This is a genomic window from Rhizobium pisi (assembly GCF_003938655.1).
Taxonomy (GTDB): Bacteria; Pseudomonadota; Alphaproteobacteria; order Rhizobiales; family Rhizobiaceae; genus Rhizobium; species Rhizobium pisi.
In genome coordinates this window covers 79,381-98,279 of record NZ_RJJT01000007.1, presented here as the reverse complement: position 1 = coordinate 98,279, position 18,899 = coordinate 79,381, and the positions used below count along the sequence as shown (strand labels likewise).

Annotated in this window: 18 protein-coding genes; 8 read left to right on the top strand and 10 right to left on the bottom strand. The window is 61.8% G+C overall.

Annotated elements, in window-relative coordinates; genetic code table 11:
* Positions 1 to 111 precede the first annotated feature (111 nt).
* The 3 genes from EFD55_RS11520 to EFD55_RS11510 are packed head-to-tail and all read left to right on the top strand — an operon-like array spanning position 112 to position 2,044.
* Positions 112 to 1,020, top strand: a complete 909-nt coding sequence (locus EFD55_RS11520) for a LysR family transcriptional regulator (protein WP_125845182.1) — start codon at positions 112 to 114, stop codon at positions 1,018 to 1,020.
* Positions 1,021 to 1,059: 39 nt separating this feature from the next.
* On the top strand, positions 1,060 to 1,374 hold the full coding sequence (locus EFD55_RS11515; protein ID WP_125845181.1) for a hypothetical protein: 315 nt from the start codon (positions 1,060 to 1,062) through the stop codon (positions 1,372 to 1,374).
* 52 nt (positions 1,375 to 1,426) lie between these two features.
* Positions 1,427 to 2,044: a DNA-3-methyladenine glycosylase gene (locus EFD55_RS11510; RefSeq protein ID WP_125845180.1), complete on the top strand. Its 618-nt coding sequence runs from the start codon at positions 1,427 to 1,429 to the stop codon at positions 2,042 to 2,044.
* A gap of 13 nt (positions 2,045 to 2,057) precedes the next feature.
* Here the strand turns inward: EFD55_RS11510 and EFD55_RS11505 are convergent, their stop codons facing one another.
* From EFD55_RS11505 to EFD55_RS11495, 3 genes are read right to left on the bottom strand one after another with little or no spacing between them, the layout of a single operon-like run.
* A complete protein-coding gene (locus EFD55_RS11505) occupies positions 2,058 to 3,599 on the bottom strand; it encodes a DHA2 family efflux MFS transporter permease subunit (RefSeq protein ID WP_125845179.1) in 1,542 nt (513 codons plus the stop codon).
* Positions 3,592 to 4,809 carry an HlyD family secretion protein gene (locus EFD55_RS11500; RefSeq protein WP_125845178.1) on the bottom strand — a complete coding sequence of 406 codons (1,218 nt, stop codon included), beginning with the start codon at positions 4,807 to 4,809 and terminating at the stop codon, positions 3,592 to 3,594. Before EFD55_RS11500 ends, EFD55_RS11505 begins: the two co-directional genes overlap by 8 nt.
* The gene (locus EFD55_RS11495) at positions 4,802 to 5,266 is read right to left on the bottom strand and encodes a MarR family winged helix-turn-helix transcriptional regulator (RefSeq protein ID WP_125845177.1); all 465 of its coding nucleotides are present in this window, start codon (positions 5,264 to 5,266) and stop codon (positions 4,802 to 4,804) included. Before EFD55_RS11495 ends, EFD55_RS11500 begins: the two co-directional genes overlap by 8 nt.
* Positions 5,267 to 5,906: 640 nt before the next feature.
* Here EFD55_RS11495 and EFD55_RS11490 point away from each other — a divergent pair.
* The gene (locus EFD55_RS11490; protein ID WP_125845176.1) at positions 5,907 to 7,085 is read left to right on the top strand and encodes an efflux RND transporter periplasmic adaptor subunit; all 1,179 of its coding nucleotides are present in this window, start codon (positions 5,907 to 5,909) and stop codon (positions 7,083 to 7,085) included.
* Positions 7,082 to 10,267, top strand: coding sequence for an efflux RND transporter permease subunit (locus EFD55_RS11485; protein ID WP_125845175.1), 3,186 nt, complete (start codon positions 7,082 to 7,084; stop codon positions 10,265 to 10,267). The genes EFD55_RS11490 and EFD55_RS11485 overlap by 4 nt, the downstream gene beginning before the upstream one ends.
* Positions 10,268 to 10,402: 135 nt before the next feature.
* On the opposite strand, the gene EFD55_RS11480 is transcribed toward EFD55_RS11485, so the two are convergent.
* A complete protein-coding gene (locus EFD55_RS11480) occupies positions 10,403 to 11,179 on the bottom strand; it encodes a metallophosphoesterase family protein (RefSeq protein WP_183736697.1) in 777 nt (258 codons plus the stop codon).
* 163 nt (positions 11,180 to 11,342) lie between these two features.
* Between EFD55_RS11480 and EFD55_RS11475 the strand changes: the two genes are divergently transcribed.
* Positions 11,343 to 12,467, top strand: coding sequence for an acyl-CoA dehydrogenase family protein (locus EFD55_RS11475; RefSeq protein WP_125845173.1), 1,125 nt, complete (start codon positions 11,343 to 11,345; stop codon positions 12,465 to 12,467).
* Positions 12,468 to 12,511: 44 nt separating this feature from the next.
* On the opposite strand, the gene EFD55_RS11470 is transcribed toward EFD55_RS11475, so the two are convergent.
* Positions 12,512 to 12,976 carry an RrF2 family transcriptional regulator gene (locus EFD55_RS11470; protein ID WP_125845172.1) on the bottom strand — a complete coding sequence of 155 codons (465 nt, stop codon included), beginning with the start codon at positions 12,974 to 12,976 and terminating at the stop codon, positions 12,512 to 12,514.
* Between the two features lie 120 nt (positions 12,977 to 13,096).
* Complete coding sequence (locus tag EFD55_RS11465) at positions 13,097 to 13,885, bottom strand: SDR family NAD(P)-dependent oxidoreductase (RefSeq protein ID WP_125845171.1); 789 nt, start codon at positions 13,883 to 13,885, stop codon at positions 13,097 to 13,099.
* Positions 13,886 to 14,023: 138 nt separating this feature from the next.
* On the opposite strand from EFD55_RS11465, the gene EFD55_RS11460 reads away from it, so the two are divergent.
* Positions 14,024 to 14,809 carry a TIM barrel protein gene (locus EFD55_RS11460; protein ID WP_125845170.1) on the top strand — a complete coding sequence of 262 codons (786 nt, stop codon included), beginning with the start codon at positions 14,024 to 14,026 and terminating at the stop codon, positions 14,807 to 14,809.
* Here the strand turns inward: EFD55_RS11460 and EFD55_RS11455 are convergent.
* Positions 14,795 to 15,337 carry a carboxymuconolactone decarboxylase family protein gene (locus tag EFD55_RS11455; protein ID WP_125845169.1) on the bottom strand — a complete coding sequence of 181 codons (543 nt, stop codon included), beginning with the start codon at positions 15,335 to 15,337 and terminating at the stop codon, positions 14,795 to 14,797. The two genes, EFD55_RS11460 and EFD55_RS11455, sit on opposite strands and share 15 nt — an antisense overlap.
* A 77-nt stretch (positions 15,338 to 15,414) precedes the next feature.
* Between EFD55_RS11455 and EFD55_RS11450 the strand changes: the two genes are divergently transcribed.
* Positions 15,415 to 15,888 (top strand): cupin domain-containing protein, encoded by a 474-nt coding sequence (locus tag EFD55_RS11450; protein WP_125845168.1) that lies wholly within the window; start codon positions 15,415 to 15,417, stop codon positions 15,886 to 15,888.
* A 39-nt stretch (positions 15,889 to 15,927) separates the two neighbouring features.
* Here the strand turns inward: EFD55_RS11450 and EFD55_RS11445 are convergent, their stop codons facing one another.
* From EFD55_RS11445 to EFD55_RS11435, 3 genes are read right to left on the bottom strand one after another with little or no spacing between them, the layout of a single operon-like run.
* Entirely contained in the window at positions 15,928 to 17,037 is a 1,110-nt protein-coding gene (locus EFD55_RS11445; RefSeq protein ID WP_125845167.1) for a sn-glycerol-3-phosphate import ATP-binding protein UgpC, read from the bottom strand.
* A gap of 12 nt (positions 17,038 to 17,049) precedes the next feature.
* On the bottom strand, positions 17,050 to 17,964 hold the full coding sequence (locus EFD55_RS11440) for an ABC transporter permease subunit (protein ID WP_125845166.1): 915 nt from the start codon (positions 17,962 to 17,964) through the stop codon (positions 17,050 to 17,052).
* A 10-nt stretch (positions 17,965 to 17,974) separates the two neighbouring features.
* The gene (locus EFD55_RS11435) at positions 17,975 to 18,859 is read right to left on the bottom strand and encodes a carbohydrate ABC transporter permease (RefSeq protein ID WP_125845165.1); all 885 of its coding nucleotides are present in this window, start codon (positions 18,857 to 18,859) and stop codon (positions 17,975 to 17,977) included.
* Between the last annotated feature and the right edge of the window lie 40 nt (positions 18,860 to 18,899).

Genomic DNA, 18,899 nt, shown 5'->3' with positions numbered 1-18,899 from the left:
CTTCAGGGGTGCGCCGCAGCGCGTTTTCGATGAGGAGAAGATGCCGCTTTTCCTGGGGCGGATAATCTGGCATTCTTCGACATCACTATCCGGGAATGGCGAACAAAGAATATGGACAGATTCGATGCCATGCGGGTATTTTGCCGCATCGTGGAACGCCGCAGCTTTACCCTTGCCGCGGAAGACACCGGCTTGCCGCGCTCGACTGTTACCGACGCGGTCAAGCAGCTCGAAGCCCGCCTCGGCGTACGCCTGCTCCAGCGCACGACGCGCCACGTCAGCCCGACGCTCGACGGCGAGGCCTATTACCGGCGTTGCCTGTCGATCCTTGCCGATATCGAGGATGCCGAGGGCGCCTTTGCCGGCGCCAGGCCAAAGGGTCTGCTGCGCGTCGATGTACACGGTACGCTCGCACGCCATTTCGTGCTGCCGAGCCTGCCGTCCTTCCTCGAGGCCTATCCCGAGATCGAATTCTACATGAGCGAAGGCGACCGGCTGGTCGATCTGGTGCGCGAAGGCATCGACTGCGTGCTGCGCGCCGGCACGCCCGAGGATAGCGATATGATCATCAGGCGTGTCGCCATGCTGGACGAGATCACGCTCGCCTCCCCCGCCTATATCGCGGCCCATGGCCTGCCGCAGCATCCTGACGGGCTTGCCGGCCATCGCATGGTCGGCTTTCATTCCAGCAGCACCGGCAGCCTGCTGCCGCTCGAATTCATCGTCGACGGCACGCTGCGCAACGTCGCCATTCCCGTAACCGTCGCCGTCAACGCCGCCGAAAGCTATGTCACAGCCGCGAGGCTGGGCCTCGGTCTCATCCAGATCCCGCGCTATCATGCCGAAACGGACCTTGCCGAGGGCACCCTGGTCCATGTTCTGCCGGATTTTCCGCCGACGCAGACGCCGGTCTCCCTGCTCTATCCCCGCAACCGCCAGCTTTCGCCGCGTGTGCGCGTCTTCGTCGACTGGCTGGTGAAGGTCTTCGCTCGACAAAATTCCGAAAAGGCGCTTCACTAAAATGCGCCTTGCTAATATGAGCGCCCTCGGAGAACGGCCATGGCACTCAACGATATCACCGTCTACCAGACGGAAGACGGCTTCGTCGTCGAATTCGGCTGGGAAGGTGAAGACAGCATCGCCGTGAGGCTGCGAAGCACGCCTGAGCTGACCTCGGAGAACGCCATCTCGCGGGCCAAGGCCCTGCTTGCCGCGGCAATCGAACCCCTGCATGGCGACGGCGCGCGCAGTAAGGATCCCGCCCTGCTCGAAGAGGAACTGGAGGAGGGTCTGGAAGATTCCTTCCCGGCAAGCGACCCCGTCTCGGTCACCTCATCCTCGATCCCGATGCGCGATCCGCATGCCGGCCGCTAATCCCGCTGCCCAATGGCTTGAAACGGTTTTGGGATGACGACGGGCGCGGCGAATGTTATCTGCCTCGGCCATGACCGACGGTGGAACGACATCAGGTGCAATCGGCGTTGGCGCACTTGCCGGCGAAGGCCTCAGAGCGTTTTTCGAACGCGACGCGATCGCCGTCTCTCGCGACCTGCTCGGCTGCCACCTGACCGTCAATGGCGTCGGCGGTCGCATCACCGAGACCGAAGCCTATTACCCCGATGACGAGGCCTCGCACAGTTTCCGCGGCCCGACAAAACGCAACGGCGCGATGTACGGCAAGCCGGGCAACGTCTACATCTACCGAATCTATGGCATGTACTGGTGCCTGAACTTCGTCTGTCATCCGGGCTCGGCGGCACTCATTCGCGCGCTGGAGCCGGAAACAGGAATCCCCGCAATGATGGAGCGGCGCGGCACCGACATACTGACGGCGCTGTGCAGCGGTCCCGGCAAGCTCTGCCAGGCGCTCGGCATCGATATCGCCATCAACGACAGGCTGCTCGACCGTCCGCCCTATGCGATCACGCCGTCGGCGCCGGTGCCGATTGTCTCGGGAAAACGCGTCGGCATCACGAAAAATGCCGAGGCACCATGGCGCTTCGGCATTCAGGGATCGCGTTATCTCAGCAAACCATTTCGCTAGTAAAGCTTAGAGTTCATTCCATGACCGCGCTATGGTCAACGGCGGGCGCTGCCTTCGGCTTGCGCAGCAGCAGCACAAGCGGAATGACCGCAAGCGACATCAGCATCAGCAGCTTGAAATCGTCCATATAGGCGATGATCGTCGATTGCAGCGTGATGACCTCGTTGAGCGATGCGCGGCCGGCCGCCGTCAGCGGGCTGAGGCCCTGCGCCGCCACCGCGTTGAAGGCGTGGTTGAACGGCGTGACATAGGCGGCGATCGATTCATGATTGCTCTGCGTGTTCTCGACGATCAGTGCCGAGACGATCGAGATGCCGACCGCCGAACCGATGTTGCGCGACAGATTGTAGAGGCCGGTGCCGTCGCCGCGCATATGGGCCGGCAGCGTCGCGAAAGCGATCGTCGTCAGCGGCACGAAGAGAAAGCCGAGCCCGGCGCCCTGGATGAAACCGACCGAGACGATCGTCCATTGCGAAACATCGGGCGTCCAACCTGTCATGTCGTACATCGCCCAGGCGGTCAGGCCGAGGCCGAGCACTAGCAGCAAGCGCGTATCGACCTTGCCGATCAGCCGCCCGACAATGAACATGCAGAGCATGGTGCCGAGCCCGCGCGGTCCCATGACGATGCCGGCGGTGATGACGGGATAGCCCATCAGCGTCTGCAGATAGGGGGTCATCAGCGCCAGCGAGGCAAGGTAGGTGACGCCAACCACGAAGATGAAGATCATGCTGACCGTGAAGTTCTGGTCGAGAAACAGCTTCGGATTGACGAAGGATTTCTCCGCCGTCAGCGTATGGACGATCAGCAGGTAGAAGGCGGAAGCGCAGATCAGCGCCTCGAGCATGATTTCGCCTGAGGAAAACCAGTCGAGCTGCTCGCCGCGGTCGAGGAAGAGCTGCAGCGCGCCGATGCCGAGGCTCATCATCCCGAAGCCGAACCAGTCGAGCTTGGCGAGCAGATCCCTCTTGGTTTCGGTGACAAAGACGACAATGCCCATGAAGGCGAGCGCGCCGATCGGCACGTTGATGTAGAACACCCACCGCCAGCTGATATTGTCGGTCAGCCAGCCACCGATGACCGGCCCGAGGACCGGCCCGACCATGACCGAGACGCCGAAAAGGGCCATGGCCGAGCCGCGCTCCTCGACCGTATAGATGTCGAGGAGGATGCCCTGGGAAAGCGGCACCAGCGATGCGCCGAACAGGCCCTGCAACAGGCGGAAGGCGACGATCTGGTTCAGCGATTGCGCAAGGCCGCAGAGAACGGAGGCGGCCACGAAGCCGGCGATAGCGACGAGCAGCACCCGCTTGCGGCCGAACTTGGCGGCGAGAAAGCCGGAGGGCGGGGTCATGATTGCCGCCGCGACGATATAGGAGGTCAGCACCCAGTTGATCTGGTCGGCGGAGGCCGACACGCTGCCCTGGATATAGGGCAACGCCACGTTGGCGATCGTCGTATCCAGCGCCTGCATGATGACGGCGAGAATGACGCAGGCCGTGATCGCACCGCGATTGGCGACGGGGCTCGCCGGAGATGCGGGAGCGTTACTCATGATCCTTGCCGCCGGACTGGCCGAGAAGCTTGTTGACGAAATCGGGCAGGCCTCTGATATGGCCGGTATCGACATCGACCACGGTGCTCATGCCGACGCGAAGCGGCGGCTTGCCATCGGCATCCTCGATGCTGACACGCATCGGAATGCGCTGGACGACCTTCACCCAATTGCCCGTGGTGTTCTGCGCCGGCAGCAGCGAGAAGCTGGAGCCGGAGGCCGGGCTGATGCTCTCGACTTTGCCCTTCCAGACCACGCCCGGATAGGTGTCGACGTAGATCTCCACCGTCTGGCCGGGCTTGACATAGGTCAGCTCGGTTTCCTTCGGGCTGGCGGCGATCCACAGATGGTTGGTCGAAACCAGCGAAAAGGCCTGCTGCGAAGCCTGCAGGTAGGAGCCGACCTGCAGCGCGTTGACATTGGTGACGATGCCGTCGAACTGCGCCTTGACGACGCTGTGGTCGAGTTCACGCTGGGCATTGTCGACCTGCGACTTGGCCTGAAGGTAGAGCGGATTTTCCTCGACCGGCTGGTCGGCATTGCCGCCGAGCTGGGCGAGCGTCGTTGCGGCTTCCGCCTTGGCAACAGTAACCTTCTGCTGCGCGGCTTCGAGATTGTGCTTGGCTTCGTCATAGGCCGACTGCGTCGCGCTGCCGTTGTTGACGAGGTTTTGCTGCCGGTCGAACTGATCCTGATAATAGGGCAGATCGGCTTGCGCCTGCGTGATCTCGGCAAGCGACTGCTGATAGCTGGCCTTGAGGTTCATGATCTGGTTGCGCTGCGCGCCGAGCTGCGCCTTGGCGCCATCGAGCGCGATCTTGAAGGAATCGGCCCGCAGGCTGAAGAGCACCTGCCCCGCCTTCACCGCCTCGTTCTCATGCACGTCGATCTGTTCGACGATGCCCGAGACATCGGTGGTGAGCCCGACCATGTCGGCCTGGATATAGGCGTTATCGGTCGACATGACCTGGCCGCCATTGACATAGTAATAACCGCCGACGACGAGCGCCACCGGCAGCAGGGCAAACAGGATCGGCCGCGTGAGACTGCGCCGGCGGCGGACCTTGATGCCGCCAGGCGCAGCCACGGCGGCAGCCGGCGCTGAATTGGATGAAGGCGCTTCGGCTACCGTTTCCTGCTGTTTCGCTTCGTTTTTTTCGACAGGGGACTTGGCGTCGGCAACGACGCGGAAGGGGGGTTGATCAGCCATCGTTCAGCTCGTTCTCGTCAACCGGGGTCCGGCATGCCTGGACCAGGTTCGTCTTCATTGCGGATAGAATCTGGAAAAGCTGTTCGCGCTGCTCTGCCGAAACGCCTTCCAGCGCTTCTCCACGGGTAACATCGCCGAGCTTACGCATTTCGGCGAGCAGCGGATGCGCCTCCTCGCGCATATAGAGCAGCCAGACGCGCCGGTCGGTCGGATGCTGGCGGCGCTCGATCAGCCCGCGCTCTGCCAGCTTGTCGAGGATACGCACCAGCGTGATCGGCTCGACTTCGAGGATGTCGGCAAGGCCGCCCTGATGAATGCCTTCATTGTTCGAGAGATACGCAAGCGTCTGCCATTGCGACCGGGTCAGCCCAAGGCACTTCGCCCGTTGCTCGAACCGCTTGCGCAGCAGCCGTGCGACATCGTGGAGAAGGAAACCGAGGGTGGGTGTCGCGTTCATGAAAACCTGTGCTGGCTATTTATAAGCATACTTATGATATCGGTAGATATAGTGAGCATGTGCAGCGCACAAGAGCGCACATGACAGATTCAGCAGCCGCGGCCAAAATGCCGCAGCCGTGGTCGAGGTCGCCTTGCAGCCTTCCCGTCCCCGGATCGGAGGGCTTCAGGCGTTCTTCGAAAGCATGCAGAAGCTGCTAGCGCGATCGTCTGCTCGATAAGCATTGCCGCAACGCCGCCGACGCAAAACACCTCAGATTGGCGGCCATGCGCCACCCGATGAGATCGACGATCATGCCTTCCGCAGGCTGGAACGGGAGTTCGATTGGGCTGGGCCCGCGGTCCCGCCGCCGGCCGCGACGAGATCGTCGAGGGCTGACGCCGCCCGGTGACGTTTGCATGGATTCAAAAACGGCAGCCAATTGGCATTTGCTATTTTTCGCCGCTGCCGTTTATAACCAATTTGATAGCGTTACGATTTTTCCGATGTGCATTGCGTGCCGGCCTTCCTTTCCAAGGATTGGACGCCGGGGGAAATCACGGGGGCAAAGGCCTTCGTTCAAAGCAGCAAGATAAGAATAGCATCACTTCATCTTAGGTTCGGCGGCGTTCGATCGGCCGTCGAGATTGGAGGGACCGGTATGACTTACGCGCTTCGACGGATATTGGTGCTTGGCTGTGTTGCAACCTTCATGCCTCTCGCCGCAATGGCGCAGGGCGCACCGCCCGCCCCTCCTCCCGTCACTGTCGCCAAGCCGGTGGTGCGCGATGTCATCGACAGCGACGAGTTCATTGGCCGTTTCGAGCCGGTCGACGAGGTCTCCGTTCGCTCACGCGTCGGCGGTTACCTGCAGGAGATCCATTTTCAGGATGGCGCCTTGGTCAAGCAGGGCGACCTGCTCTTCGTTATCGATCAGCGGCCGTTCGTAACCGCGCTCAATCAGGCAAAGGCCGCGCTCGAATCGGCGCAATCCACCCTAGTCTATGCCGATGCGCAGTATAAGCGCACGCAATCGCTCGCTTCGAGCGGCAGCCAGTCGGCCCAGACGTTGGACGATCGCCGCCGCGAATTCGATTCAGCCGAGGCCAATGTCCGCGGTGCGCAGGCCGCAGCCGATCGCGCGTCTCTCGACATGGAATATACCGAGATCAAGGCCCCGCTCAGCGGCCGCATCGACCGCCGCCTGGTTTCGGCGGGCAACCTCGTACAGACCGACCAGACCGTGCTCACCACGATCGTTTCTCTCGACCCGATCGATTTCTATTTCGACGTTGATGAGCGCCGCCTGCTGAATTTCGCCGACACGGCGCGCAAGCTCGGCAAGGAGCTCCAGCAGGGCGGCGGCGGACTGGATGTATCCGTCACGATCTCGGATCCCAATGCCAAGCCGTTCAAGGGAAAGCTCGATTTCGCCGAGAACCGGGTCGACAATCAAAGCGGCACCATTCGTCTCCGTGCCCGCTTCCCCAACCCCGATCTCGTCCTTCAGCCCGGCCTCTTCGGCCGCATACAGGTCGAAGCCTCCAACACATACCAGGCCATTCTCGTCCCCGACGAGGCGATCGGCGCGGACCAGAATGAGCGCGTCGTCTATGTCGTTGACGCCGAGGGCAAGGTTTCGACCAAGCCTGTGAGACCGGGACCGCGTCTCTACGGCTACCGCGTCATCCGCGAAGGCCTCGACGGCACCGAGACGATCATCGTCAATGGCCTGATCCGCGCTCGGCCGGGTTCAAAGATCACACCTCAAATGACCGAACTGCCGAAAGAGCGGCAGGATACTGCGCCCGAAACTGCCGGCGCGGAGAGCGGACAATGAGATTTGCGCACTTCTTCGTCGACCGGCCGATCTTTGCGGCCGTCATTTCGATCCTGTTTCTGGTCGTCGGCGGCATCGCCTATACGCAATTGCCGGTCTCCCAATATCCGGAGATCGCACCGCCCACCATTGTCGTGCGCACCTCCTATCCGGGCGCCGATCCGCAGACCATCGCCGACACCGTTTCGACCCCGCTCGAACAGCAGATCAACGGCGTGGAAGACATGCTTTACATGTCCTCCTACTCCAGCGCCGACGGTGCCATGTCGCTGACGATCACCTTCAAGCTCGGCACCGATCTCGACAAGGTCCAGGTGCTCGTCCAGAACCGCGTTTCCATCGCGCTTCCGCGCCTTCCCGAGGAGGTCCAGCGGCTCGGCGTGACCACCGACAAGAGTTCGCCCGATCTGATGATGGTGGTGCACCTGCTGTCGCCGTCCCATCGTTATGACCAGCTTTACGTCTCCAACTACGCCCGCAACCGTATCCGCGACGTGCTCGTGCGCCTCGACGGCGTCGGCGACGTGCAGATCTTCGGCGAGCGCCAATATTCGATGCGCATCTGGCTGGATCCTGAAAAGCTCTCAGCCTACGGCATGACGTCAGACGACGTGGTCTCCTCCTTGAGGGACCAGAACGTCCAGGTATCGGGCGGCAAGATCGGCGCGCCGCCCGTAACGGGCAAGAACGCGTTCGAATATACGGTGCGAACGGAGGGACGCTTCTCCGACGCGCGCGAATTCCGATATGTCATCGTCAAATCGACGGCATCGGGCCGGCTCGTGCAGCTGCAGGATGTCGCCCGCATCGAACTCGGTGCGCAGGATTACGTCACCAACAGCTATCTCAACAACGACCCCGCCGTCGCCCTCGGCATTTTCGCCCGTCCGGGAACCAATGCGCTGGATACGGCGCACCAGGTCCAGACCCTCATGAAGGAGGTTTCGCAGGACTTCCCGGAGGGTCTGGAATACCGCATCGTCTACGATACGACCGAATTCATCTCGGATTCGATCAACGAGGTCTACAGAACCATTGCTGAAGCGGCGATCCTGGTGGCGATCGTCGTTCTCGTCTTCCTGCAATCCTGGCGGACGGCGATCATACCGATCGTCGCCATCCCTGTTTCGCTGATCGGGACCTTCGCCATCCTGCTGGCGTTCGGCTTTTCGCTCAACATGCTGACACTCTTCGGCCTCGTGCTCGCAATCGGCATCGTCGTCGACGATGCGATCGTCGTGGTGGAAAACGTCGAGCGCAATCTGGCGCACGGCATGACGCCGAAACAGGCGTCCCATGTCACCATGGACGAAGTCGGGACCGCCGTCGTCGCCATCTCCCTGGTGCTGATCGCAGTGTTCGTGCCGACGGCCTTCATTCCCGGCATTTCAGGCCAGTTCTACCGGCAGTTCGCCGTTACCATCTCGGTCACGACAGCGATATCGGCTTTGAACTCCCTGACGCTCTCGCCCGCGCTCGCAGGCATATTGCTGAAAGCCCATGATCACGAAACGCGGCGCAAGAGTATTGCGTCACGCTTGGGAACAGGTCTTGCAAACGGCTTCAATCGCGGCTTCGATCGGATGAGTTCCGGCTATTCGTGGATCGTCCGGCATCTGGTCAGCAGTTGGATAGGTTTGACCTGCTCGATGGTCGCTTTCGCCTGCCTGCTTGGAGCCACCTGGTACATGGGCACCAGAGTTCCCTCGGGCTTCATCCCGACCATGGACCAGGGTTACGCGATCATCGTCGTGCAGCTTCCCGACGGCGCCTCGCTTGCGCGCACCGATGCCGTCGTCAAGAAGGTGGGCGATATAGCCCGCACCGTGCCCGGCGTCGGCAATGCCGTGCAATTTGCCGGCTTCAGCGGGGCAACGTTCACCAATGCCTCGAATGCGGGCGTCGTTTTCGTGCCGTTCAAATCCTTTGCCGAACGAGAAGAAGGCGGCGAGAACGCCAACAAGATCATCGGCGAGCTCTTCGGCAAGCTGCAGAGCATCCAGGAAGCCTTCATCATCGCCATCCCGCCGCCATCGGTGCGCGGCGTCGGCAATTCCGGCGGCTTCAAGATGCAGATCTCCGACCTTGAAAATGCCGACATGACGCGCGTGCTCGGCCTCGCGCGCCAGATGATGGGGGCTGCGGCAACGACGGAGGGGCTGACTGGCGTCTTCACGACATTCTCGGATGCGAGCCCGCAATATTTCCTGTCGATCGACCGTGACAAGGCGCGCTTCCTGAATGTGCCGATCCCCAATATCTTCAATGCGCTTCCCATCAATCTCGGCGTTTCCTACGTCAACGATTTCAATGCGTTCGGTCGCGTCTACCAGGTTCGCGCCCAGGCCGACCGGCAGTATCGCATGGACAAGGAGGACATTCTCGCCTTGAAGGTTCGCTCGGCGACGGGCGCTCTGGTGCCTCTCGGGACCCTGATGGACATCCAGGATTCGAGCGGCCCGGCGCTCGTCCAGCGCTACAACATGTATGTCTCGGTGCCGCTTCAGGGCAATCCGACCCCCGGCACATCCACGGGCGACGCGATCAAGAAGATGGAAGCGCTCGCGGCCAAGATCCTGCCGCAAGGGACGACCTTCGAATGGACGGAACTTGCCTATCAGGAGACCCACACCGGCAACACGGCCATCTACATCTTCGCCCTGTCCGTCGTTTTCGTCTTCCTGGCGCTGGCGGCGCAGTATGAAAGCTGGGTTCTGCCGCTGGCGATCATTCTCATCGTGCCGCTTGCCGTGCTTGCTGCACTGATCGGCGTCTCGCTGAGGGGAATGGACAACAACGTCCTGACGCAGATCGGCCTCATCGTCCTGATCGGCCTTGCCGCCAAGAACGCCATTCTGATCGTCGAGTTCGCGAGACAGGCGGAAGAGGAAGGCAAGACGCCGGTGGAGGCCGCCATCGAGGCCAGCCACCTTCGCCTGCGACCGATCCTGATGACGGCATTCGCCTTCATCTTCGGCGTTCTGCCGCTTGCCATCGCCACCGGCCCCGGCGCGGAGATGCGCCAGTCGCTCGGCACCGCGGTCTTCTCGGGCATGCTCGGCGTGACGCTCTTCGGTCTGTTCCTGACACCGGTCTTCTACGTCGTGCTGCGCGGCTGGCGCCGCAGCCAGCCGGCTGAAAGGCCGGTCGAGGCCGTGCCGATCGAGAGGGAAACGGTTTAGAGCAATTCCAGCAAAAGTGCATAGCGGTTTTGCCAGGCAAAGCGTGAAACGCTTTTGCCGGGAATTGCGTGAAAACAAAGAGATAGAGCATTTCCGTGATTCGGAGAAAAACGGAAATGGTCTAGGTCGGCGACATCAGGTGGAAAAAAGATGCACCCGGCCCTGCCAGAAGCGGGCGACGGTGAGCTTGCCGCTGCGGAAGGCTCGGGTGTCGAGATTGAGCCGCCTCGAGCGTATGTCGGGCTCGTCGTTCGGCGTGTGACCGTGAACGACGAGTTTCGGCAAGGGCACCCTGCTTTCCAGAAAACGATGGCGGATGAAGACCAGATCTTCATCCGTCTGCGCGGCGAGCGGCTGTGCCGGATCTATGCCGGCATGCACGAACAGCACGTGGGGCGTGTCCAGCATGATCGGCATCGCCCGCATGAAATCGATATGCGTCCGCGGCAGCGAGTGGCGGATAAAGGAGTCGAGCTGCGCGCCGGAGGGAAAGACCAGCGGCAGATGCTCCGGATCGAGGCCATAGGATTTGAGCAGCTCCGCCGATCCCATGCGCATCCAGTCGTCATAGGAGACCCAGCCGTCGATATAGTCGAGCATGGTGTTTTCATGATTGCCGGCGAGGCAGATGCGATCGAAGCCCTCCGGCGGCGGCTCCATGAGATGGGAAATGACCTGCGCCGATTCCGGGCCGCGGTCGACATAATCGCCGAGCGTCACGATCAGCTTGCGCCCGGGCAGTTGCGCGCCGTCGCGCAGGATCGCCTCCTCGGCTTTCACGAGCAGGTCGTACCGGCCGTGAATATCGCCGATCGCATAGGTCGGGGTCTCGGCAATATCCAGCGTCAGACGCGGCCTCGGCTGGCGTGCCATTTTCCAAACCTCGCTTTTGCGAGCAAGAGTGTCGCTCATCATGTCTCTCGATCAAAGAACCCCAACTAACCGTAAGTAGAGCGTGGGACAAGGCAATCAAGCGGGTAAGAAAATTCAACATATGCGTGTTTTGGAGAAAAACCGACCTTATCATTCGAGGGCCGATCCCTCACTCCTGTATGCGTCGAGGAAAGAGTGACCGATGGGAACGGTATCGCAGTTTCATGACAGCCTGAGGCCTCCCGCGCACCGCATCGAAAGCGAAGAGGAGGCGATCTCGACGGCACGTGACCTTGCCGCGACATTCCGTCGGCAGGCGAGCGAACGCGATATCAACCGCATTCTGCCCCATGCCGAGCTCGACGCGCTATCGACATCCGGCCTGACGGCAATCACCGTTCCGCCCGACTATCAGGGGCTCGACGTGTCGAACGCCCTGCTTGCCGAAATCGTTGCGATCATCGCCGAGGGCGATGCCTCGATCGGCGAGGCGCTGGAAAACCATTTTTGCGTGCTCGAGACTCTCCGGACGCAAGCCGCCGAGGATCTCAAGGCATCGCTGTTTGCTCGTGTGCTGGAGGGTGACCGCTTCGCAGCCGCCACCTTCATCGACGGCACCGAACTGACGGCCGAAGGCCCGGGCTACCGGCTGAGCGGGCGCACGCGCCAGGCGCCCGGCATTCTCTTCGCCGACTGGATTGCCACTGCCGCCACTGCACCGCCCAGCCGCCCGGTGACGCTCTACCTCGCACGCGGCGACGAAAGCATCCAGGTGGTCGACGACTGGGACGGTTTCGGCCAGCGCACGAACGGATCGGCGACGGCGATCGTCGGCCCTTTCCATGTCAATGCCGATGCAATTGCACCTGCCCCCTCCTTAGAATATTCGACCTGCATCTCGCTCGGCCTGCTGCTCAAGGCTGGCGTGAGCCTCGGCATTGCGCGGGCGGCATGGACCGACCTGATGACCGCGATCGGCGACCGCACTGCCATCTTTGCCCGGCTCGGCGAACACGCCATCCGCATCGAAACGACGGCCGCAGCCTTGGAACGGGCCGGCCGCAAGCTCGACATCGCTCAGGTCAACTCTGTGGGAGCAGCGATGGCGGACGCGCATTTCTCCGCTTCGGCGGCGGCAATCCTTGCCGGGGAAACGGCGCTCGGCACCGCAAACGCTATGTTCGAACTTGCGGGGGAAACATCGGCCGGCATCGGGCTCAATCTCGACCGGCATTGGCGCAATGCTCGCATCCACGCGCTGTCGCTGCCGCGGGATGGGCTGATGCATGCTGCCGGAGAATATATGTCGAAGTCCGGCGCGGCCTGAAGCCTTCCGGCCAACGCGTGTCGCGATCTTTCAGCTTCGCCGCTTTAGCTGGCGGCGGAGATCGGGAATTCTTCCTTCTCGGGCTCGATACGGCCGCCGTCTGCGACGAATTGCTCGAGGGTCATATTGTCGAGAATGTCGGCGATCGCGTCCCGAACATCGGTCATCGAGCGCCGCACCTGACAGGTTTCGGGATCGGCGCAGTCGTCGCAGGCCTCGTAAGCCGTGCGGCTGGCGCAGCGGATCGGCGCCAAGGGCCCGTCCAGTGTGCGGATGACATGGCCGATGCGGATTTCGGAAGCCGGGCGCGACAGGGAATATCCGCCGCCCGGTCCCTTCTTCGAGCGCAGGATACCGACGTTGCGCAGTTCGAGCAGGATCGTATCGAGGAACTTCTTCGGGATATTGTTGCGGGCCGCGACGTCATTGATGAAGGCGGTTTCACCCGGCGCAAGTCGCGCCAGATCGACCAGTGCTTTCAGCCCGTATTTTCCCTTTTTCGTCAACATCGTCGTCGCCTTGTGGAATCGCAGTATTGATCCTGCCCAATAGCAGGCAAATAGCGTCAAAAGCGTGAACATACAACAAAATAGCTATTATTTATAGCTTATATTGGCAACCAGCTTTGATCAGATCGTTTTCAGCATGCCGCCGTCGACGAAATAGGTCGAGCCGATGCAATAACTTGCCCGCTCCGAGCTTAGAAAGACAAAGACGTTCGCCAGTTCCTCCGGCGTGCCGAAACGTTTGGAGGAGGCATGTTCGTTGGCGACGGCCTGTAGATAGCCTTCCCAATTGCCACCGGTCTCGGCCGTCAGCTGCTTGGCCGTCTTGATCCAGTCGGGCGTCAGGATCAGGCCGGCATTGACGCAGTTGACGCGGATATTGTCCTGGATGAGTTCGGTCGAGAGCGTCTTCGAAAACATCATCAGCGCCGACTTGCTGACATTGTAGATCGGCTCGTACCAGAGCGGCTGGACGGCGCAGATCGAGGCATTGTGCAAGATCACCCCGCCGCCGCGTCTCTTCATCTGCGGCGCAATGCCTCTCGCGAGCCGAACGGCGGCCATCACATGCAGGTCCCAATAGGCCTGCCACTTCTCGTCAGGCGCTTCCATGACAGTCTCGTTCGATCCGGTACCGGCATTGTTGATGAGGATATCGGCGCCGCCTTTTTCAGCCGCCGCCGCAATGATTGCTTCGGTTCCGCCAGCCGTCGCCACGTCGGCGACGACAGCGGTGGCGCTGACACCATATTTCTCGGCAATGCGAGCGGCTTCCGCCTCCAGCCGTTCGCCGCCGCGCGCCGCCAGCACCAGGTCGGCGCCCTCGGCCGCCAGTCCCTCGGCGATCGCAAGCCCGATGCCGACCGACGCACCAGTTATGACGGCAATCTTTCCCTTCAATCCCAGATCCATGTCTTCCTCCCGAAGCAGCCGGCGATCCGGCCCGATGCGCGGAGTGTTCCGCCAATGAATCCGGGCGTCAAGCATAAGAACGCCTCTTGCGGCAGGCTTCGATCTATCGCAGCCTGCGCCACACTTGGAGGAGTTTTCATGCGACGTTATTCCGCCTGCATAGAATGGCTGTTTGCCGAAGAGGGTGACAGCTTTGCCGATCGCATCCGTCGCGCCCATGCCGGCGGCCTGACGGCCGTCGAATTCTGGCGCTGGACCGACAAGGATCTGGACGCGATCGAGGCGGCGCTGAAGGAAACCGGCCTTGTCGTCACCAGCCTCGTCGCCGAACCGATGATCGCGCTGACCGATGCCGCCAACCGGCAAGCCTGGCTTGCGGGCCTTGCCGATTCCGTTGCCGTCGCCAGGCGCCTCGGCGCACCCGTGCTGATCGCCCAGGCAGGAGACGATCTTCCCGGTTTGAGCCGCAAAGAGCAGCGCCAGGCGCTCACCGAAACGCTGAAATCAGGCGCCGATGTCCTTGAAGGCAGCGGTGTGCGCCTCGGCGTCGAGCCGCTCAACATCCGCATCGATCATATCGGTTATTTCCTCGACTCGACCCGCGGAGGCCTCGACATCATTGACGATGTCGCCCGCCCCGAGATCGGCATCGTCTACGACATCTACCATTCCGCTGTGATGGACGAGCGGACCGAGGACGTGCTGGACGGCCGTCTCGACCGTGTCGTCCACGTCCATGTCGCCGATCATCCCGGCCGCAACGAGCCCGGCTCCGGCGGCATCGACCTTGCCCATCGCCTCGGCTGGATCTTCGCCAACGGCTATGACGGCGCCGTCGGCCTCGAATACCGGCCGAGCAAGCCCGGCGGGCACGCGGTCAGGGCCGCCATCGCCGCGCTCGGCAGAAATTCAGGAGGCGGATGATCCGGCGCCTTCGGCAAAGGCTTCAAGCTCCGGGTCGAAATCCACCTCGACGACATTGTTGAAGATGGCGGTCGCCAGCATGATGCCGGCAAAGGCAACGAGATTGACGAGCACCTTGGTCTCGTAGCGTTCCTTCAGTCTCGCCCAGAGCTCGGCCGGAACGGCGTTGGAATCGGCCACAACAGCCTTGCCGAAGGCGGCAAGCAGCGCTTCCTCCCGTGAAAGCTCCAGAGCATCAGGATTGAAACCCTTGTTGATCAATGCCCGGCGAAAGAAGGTGATGGCGATCTTCGAATTCGCCGCCTTCGAGATCGCATGCGAGAAGATCCAAATCTCCCGGTCGCTGATCGCGGGATCGAGTTCAGCCCGCAGTGTGAACCATTCGGCATAGATGCGATGGGCGACCGGCGAATGTAAAAGCGTCCGCTTCATGTTGGTCATGCGCCCGCGCAGCCTGATTTCCTCGTCATGCGCCGCGCGAACCTCTTCGGAAGCGCTGTCGTAGTCGATCTGCGGAAGGTGGCTCATCGGGTCTGCTCTTTCCTTTTGCTTGGCGGCTGCACAGCTCCCGCCTAGACTGACCAAATCCGAGACGGAGGCAAGGCATGAGCGACGACCACGAGCATCATCACGTCGACTGGCGCGAACATGGCGTCAAGGTCATTCCCGGCAATTCGCTCGATCCGAACACCGCGCAGACGCCGGGCATGAACCGCGCGACCGCGATCAACAATGCCCGCGCCGGCGCCGAAAAGATCTGGGCGGGCACGGTGACGATCCACGCCAATGCCAAGACCGGCGCCCACCATCATGGCGATCTCGAAAGCATCATCTATGTGGTCAAGGGCAAGGCCCGCATGCGCTGGGGCGAGCACCTGGAATATACCGCCGAGGCCGGCCCCGGCGATTTCATCTACGTCCCGCCCTTCGTGCCGCACCAGGAGATCAACGCCAGCCGCGACGAGACGCTGGAATGCGTGCTCGTCCGTTCGGGCCAGGAACCCGTCGTCGTCAATCTCGATATCGAGCCGGTCGAGAAACCGGAAGACGTCCCCTGGATCGACCCGATCCATCGCTGATATCAGGCCCTCACGCGGGAGCGGAAGCGGCTGCGGCGCTCAGGCGTGAACGGCGTCGGCGCCGATCACGGCGGGGTTCTCGATGATCCGGCCGGTATCGGCGGCATAGAGATGGATCGCGTTGTGATCGATCGCGATGCCGATCGGATCGCCCGATTTCACGGTCACGGCCTCGGTCAGCGCCACGGCAAAGGGCAGTCCGTCGAAATCGGCGTGGACGACGCGGCTCGCGCCAAGCTCTTCGATGAAGTCGGCCGTCGCCACCAATGCGCCCGGCGCATCCGGAGCCACCAGCCGGGCGGCCTCGGCGCGCATGCCGAGCACGACGCGTTTGCCCTTCAGAGGTGCGGCGCGTTCGCGCGGCAGCGCGATCTTGCGGCTCTGATCGTAGACGAAGACGCCGTCATCGTTGATCGTGCCTTCGAGCAGGTTCATTGCCGGCGTGCCGACAAAGCCGGCGACGAAGCGCGAGACCGGATGATGATAGACCTCTTCCGGCGTGCCGACCTGCTCGACCTTGCCGCCATTCATGACCACGAGCCGGTCGGCCAGCGTCATCGCCTCGGTCTGGTCGTGCGTGACGAAGATCGAGGTGGCGCCGAGGCGGCGGTGCAGACGGCGGATTTCGGCGCGCATGGCGATGCGCAGCTTGGCATCGAGGTTCGACAGCGGTTCGTCGAAGAGGAACACCTTCGGCTCGCGGATCATCGCGCGGCCCATGGCGACACGCTGGCGCTGACCGCCGGAAAGAGCGGCCGGCCGCCGTTCGAGGAACGGTTCGAGGCTGAGCGCCTTGGCGACCTCGTTGATGCGCCGGGCGCGCTCCGCCTTCGCGACGCCTGCCACCTTCAAGGCGTAGCCGATATTTTCGGCGACGGTCATGTGCGGATAAAGCGCATAGTTCTGGAACACCATGGCGCAGCCGCGTTCACGCGGCTCCAGCTGGTTGACGACGCGCCCGTCGATGGCGATTTCGCCGCCACTGATTTCCTCGAGGCCGGCGATCATGCGCAGCAGCGTGGACTTGCCGCAGCCGGACGGGCCGAGGATGACGATGAATTCGCCGGACTGGATTTCGAGATCGACGCCGTGAACGACGGGATTCTTGCCGTAGCTCTTCTTCACATCGCGGATTGAGATCGGTGCCAAAGGACTACTCCTTCACTTCTCGGTGGAGATAAGGCCGCGTACGAACCAGCGCTGCATCAGAATGACGAGCACCAGTGGCGGCAACATGATGATAAGGGTTCCGGCCATGGCGACGTTCCAGTCGGGCAGGCCGAATTCGGACGGGATGAGGGTCTTGAGCTGCGTCACCGCAATGCCGAAATTCGGATCGGTGGTGATCAGCAACGGCCAGAGATACTGGTTCCAGGCCCAGACGAACATGATCGTGAACAGCGCGATCATGTTCGGGCGCGAAAGCGGCAGCAGAATATCCCAGAAGAACCGGACCGCACCCGATCCGTCCATCTTCGAGGCCTCGGCAAGCTCGTCCGGAACCGTCAGGTAGAACTGCCGGTAAAGGAAAGTGCCGGTTGCGGTTGCGACGAGCGGCAGAACGAGGCCGGGATAGGAATTCAGCAGCCCCCATTCGAGCTTGATCTGAATGCCGGTAATCTCAGCGACGAGCCAGCTTATGCCGGTGATATCAAGGATCGCCTGGAAAGGCTGCAGCGCGTTGGCCGCAATCGAATAGGTCGGCACGATGCGAACCTCCAGCGGCAGCATCAGCGTGATGAAGATGATCCAGAAAATCACATACCGGCCGCGGAAGCGGAAATAGACGATCGAGAAGGCGGCCATCGAGGAAAGGATGACCTTGCCCGCGCCGACCGCCGTGGCGAAGATGATGCTGTGAAACAGCTTGTTGCCGAGATCGGCGCGAACCCAGGCGGTCTGGATGTTTTCCCAGAAATGCGAGCCTGGCGTCAGCGGTAGCGGCACGCGATTGACCGTCTCGAGATCGAGGGTCGATGCGATGATGACGATGACGAAAGGCAGAAGCGCGATCACCATGCCGAGCGCCAGAAGCGTATAGCAGATGAAGTTGAATATCGGCGTGCGTTCGATCATTTCCGCGACCTCACTTGTAATGCACACGCCGCTCGATGAAGCGGAACTGGAAGATGGTGAGCAGGATGACCAGCAGCATCAGGATGATGGACTGCGCTGCGGCGCCCGAATAGTCGAGCCCTCTGAAGCCGTCGAAATAGATCTTGTAGACCATGAGATCGGTGGCGCGGGCCGGGCCGCCCTGCGTCATGACGTCGACGATACCGAAGGAATCCTGGAAGCTTTCGGTGATGTTGATGACGAGCAGGAAAAACAGCGTCGGCGTCAACAGCGGCAGCTGAATATCCCAGATGCGGCGCATCGGCCCGGAACCGTCCATGGCGGCCGCTTCGATCAGCGAGCGCGGAATGCCCTGAAGGGCCGAGAGGAAGAAGATGAAGTTGTAGCCGATATATTTCCAGGAAAAGGCGATGATAACGGCGATCATCGCGTCCTTGCCGTCGAGCGCAGGATTCCAGAGGCCGGGCCAGACGTGATTGATGACCGAGAGAAGGCCGGCCTCCGGCGCCAGGATGAAGCGGAAAGCGAGGCCGAGAGCGGGAGCGGCAATCGCATACGGCCAGATGAAGACGGACCGATAGATTTTGTGGCCGCGCAGTTCACGATCCGTCAACAGCGCCAGGATGAGCGCCAGTCCCATGGCGATGGCGGTCGAACTGAAGCCGAAGATCATGCTGCGGGTGACGGAGTCCCAGTAGATCGGATCGCCGAGGAGCTGTTTGAAATTGTCGAAACCCACCCAGGCGTTGCCGCCACCCCATGGCTGCTCGAGCGTGAACGCCCAATAGAGCGCCTGCGCGCTTGGCCAATAGAAGAAGACGAAGATCAGCAGTAGCATCGGAAACGCGAAGAGCAATCCGATCGTCGTCGAGGAGAAAGTGACGCGCTTTTCCATGAGTGGTCGTTTTCGTCCAGGTTTGGTTTGGGCGCAGGCG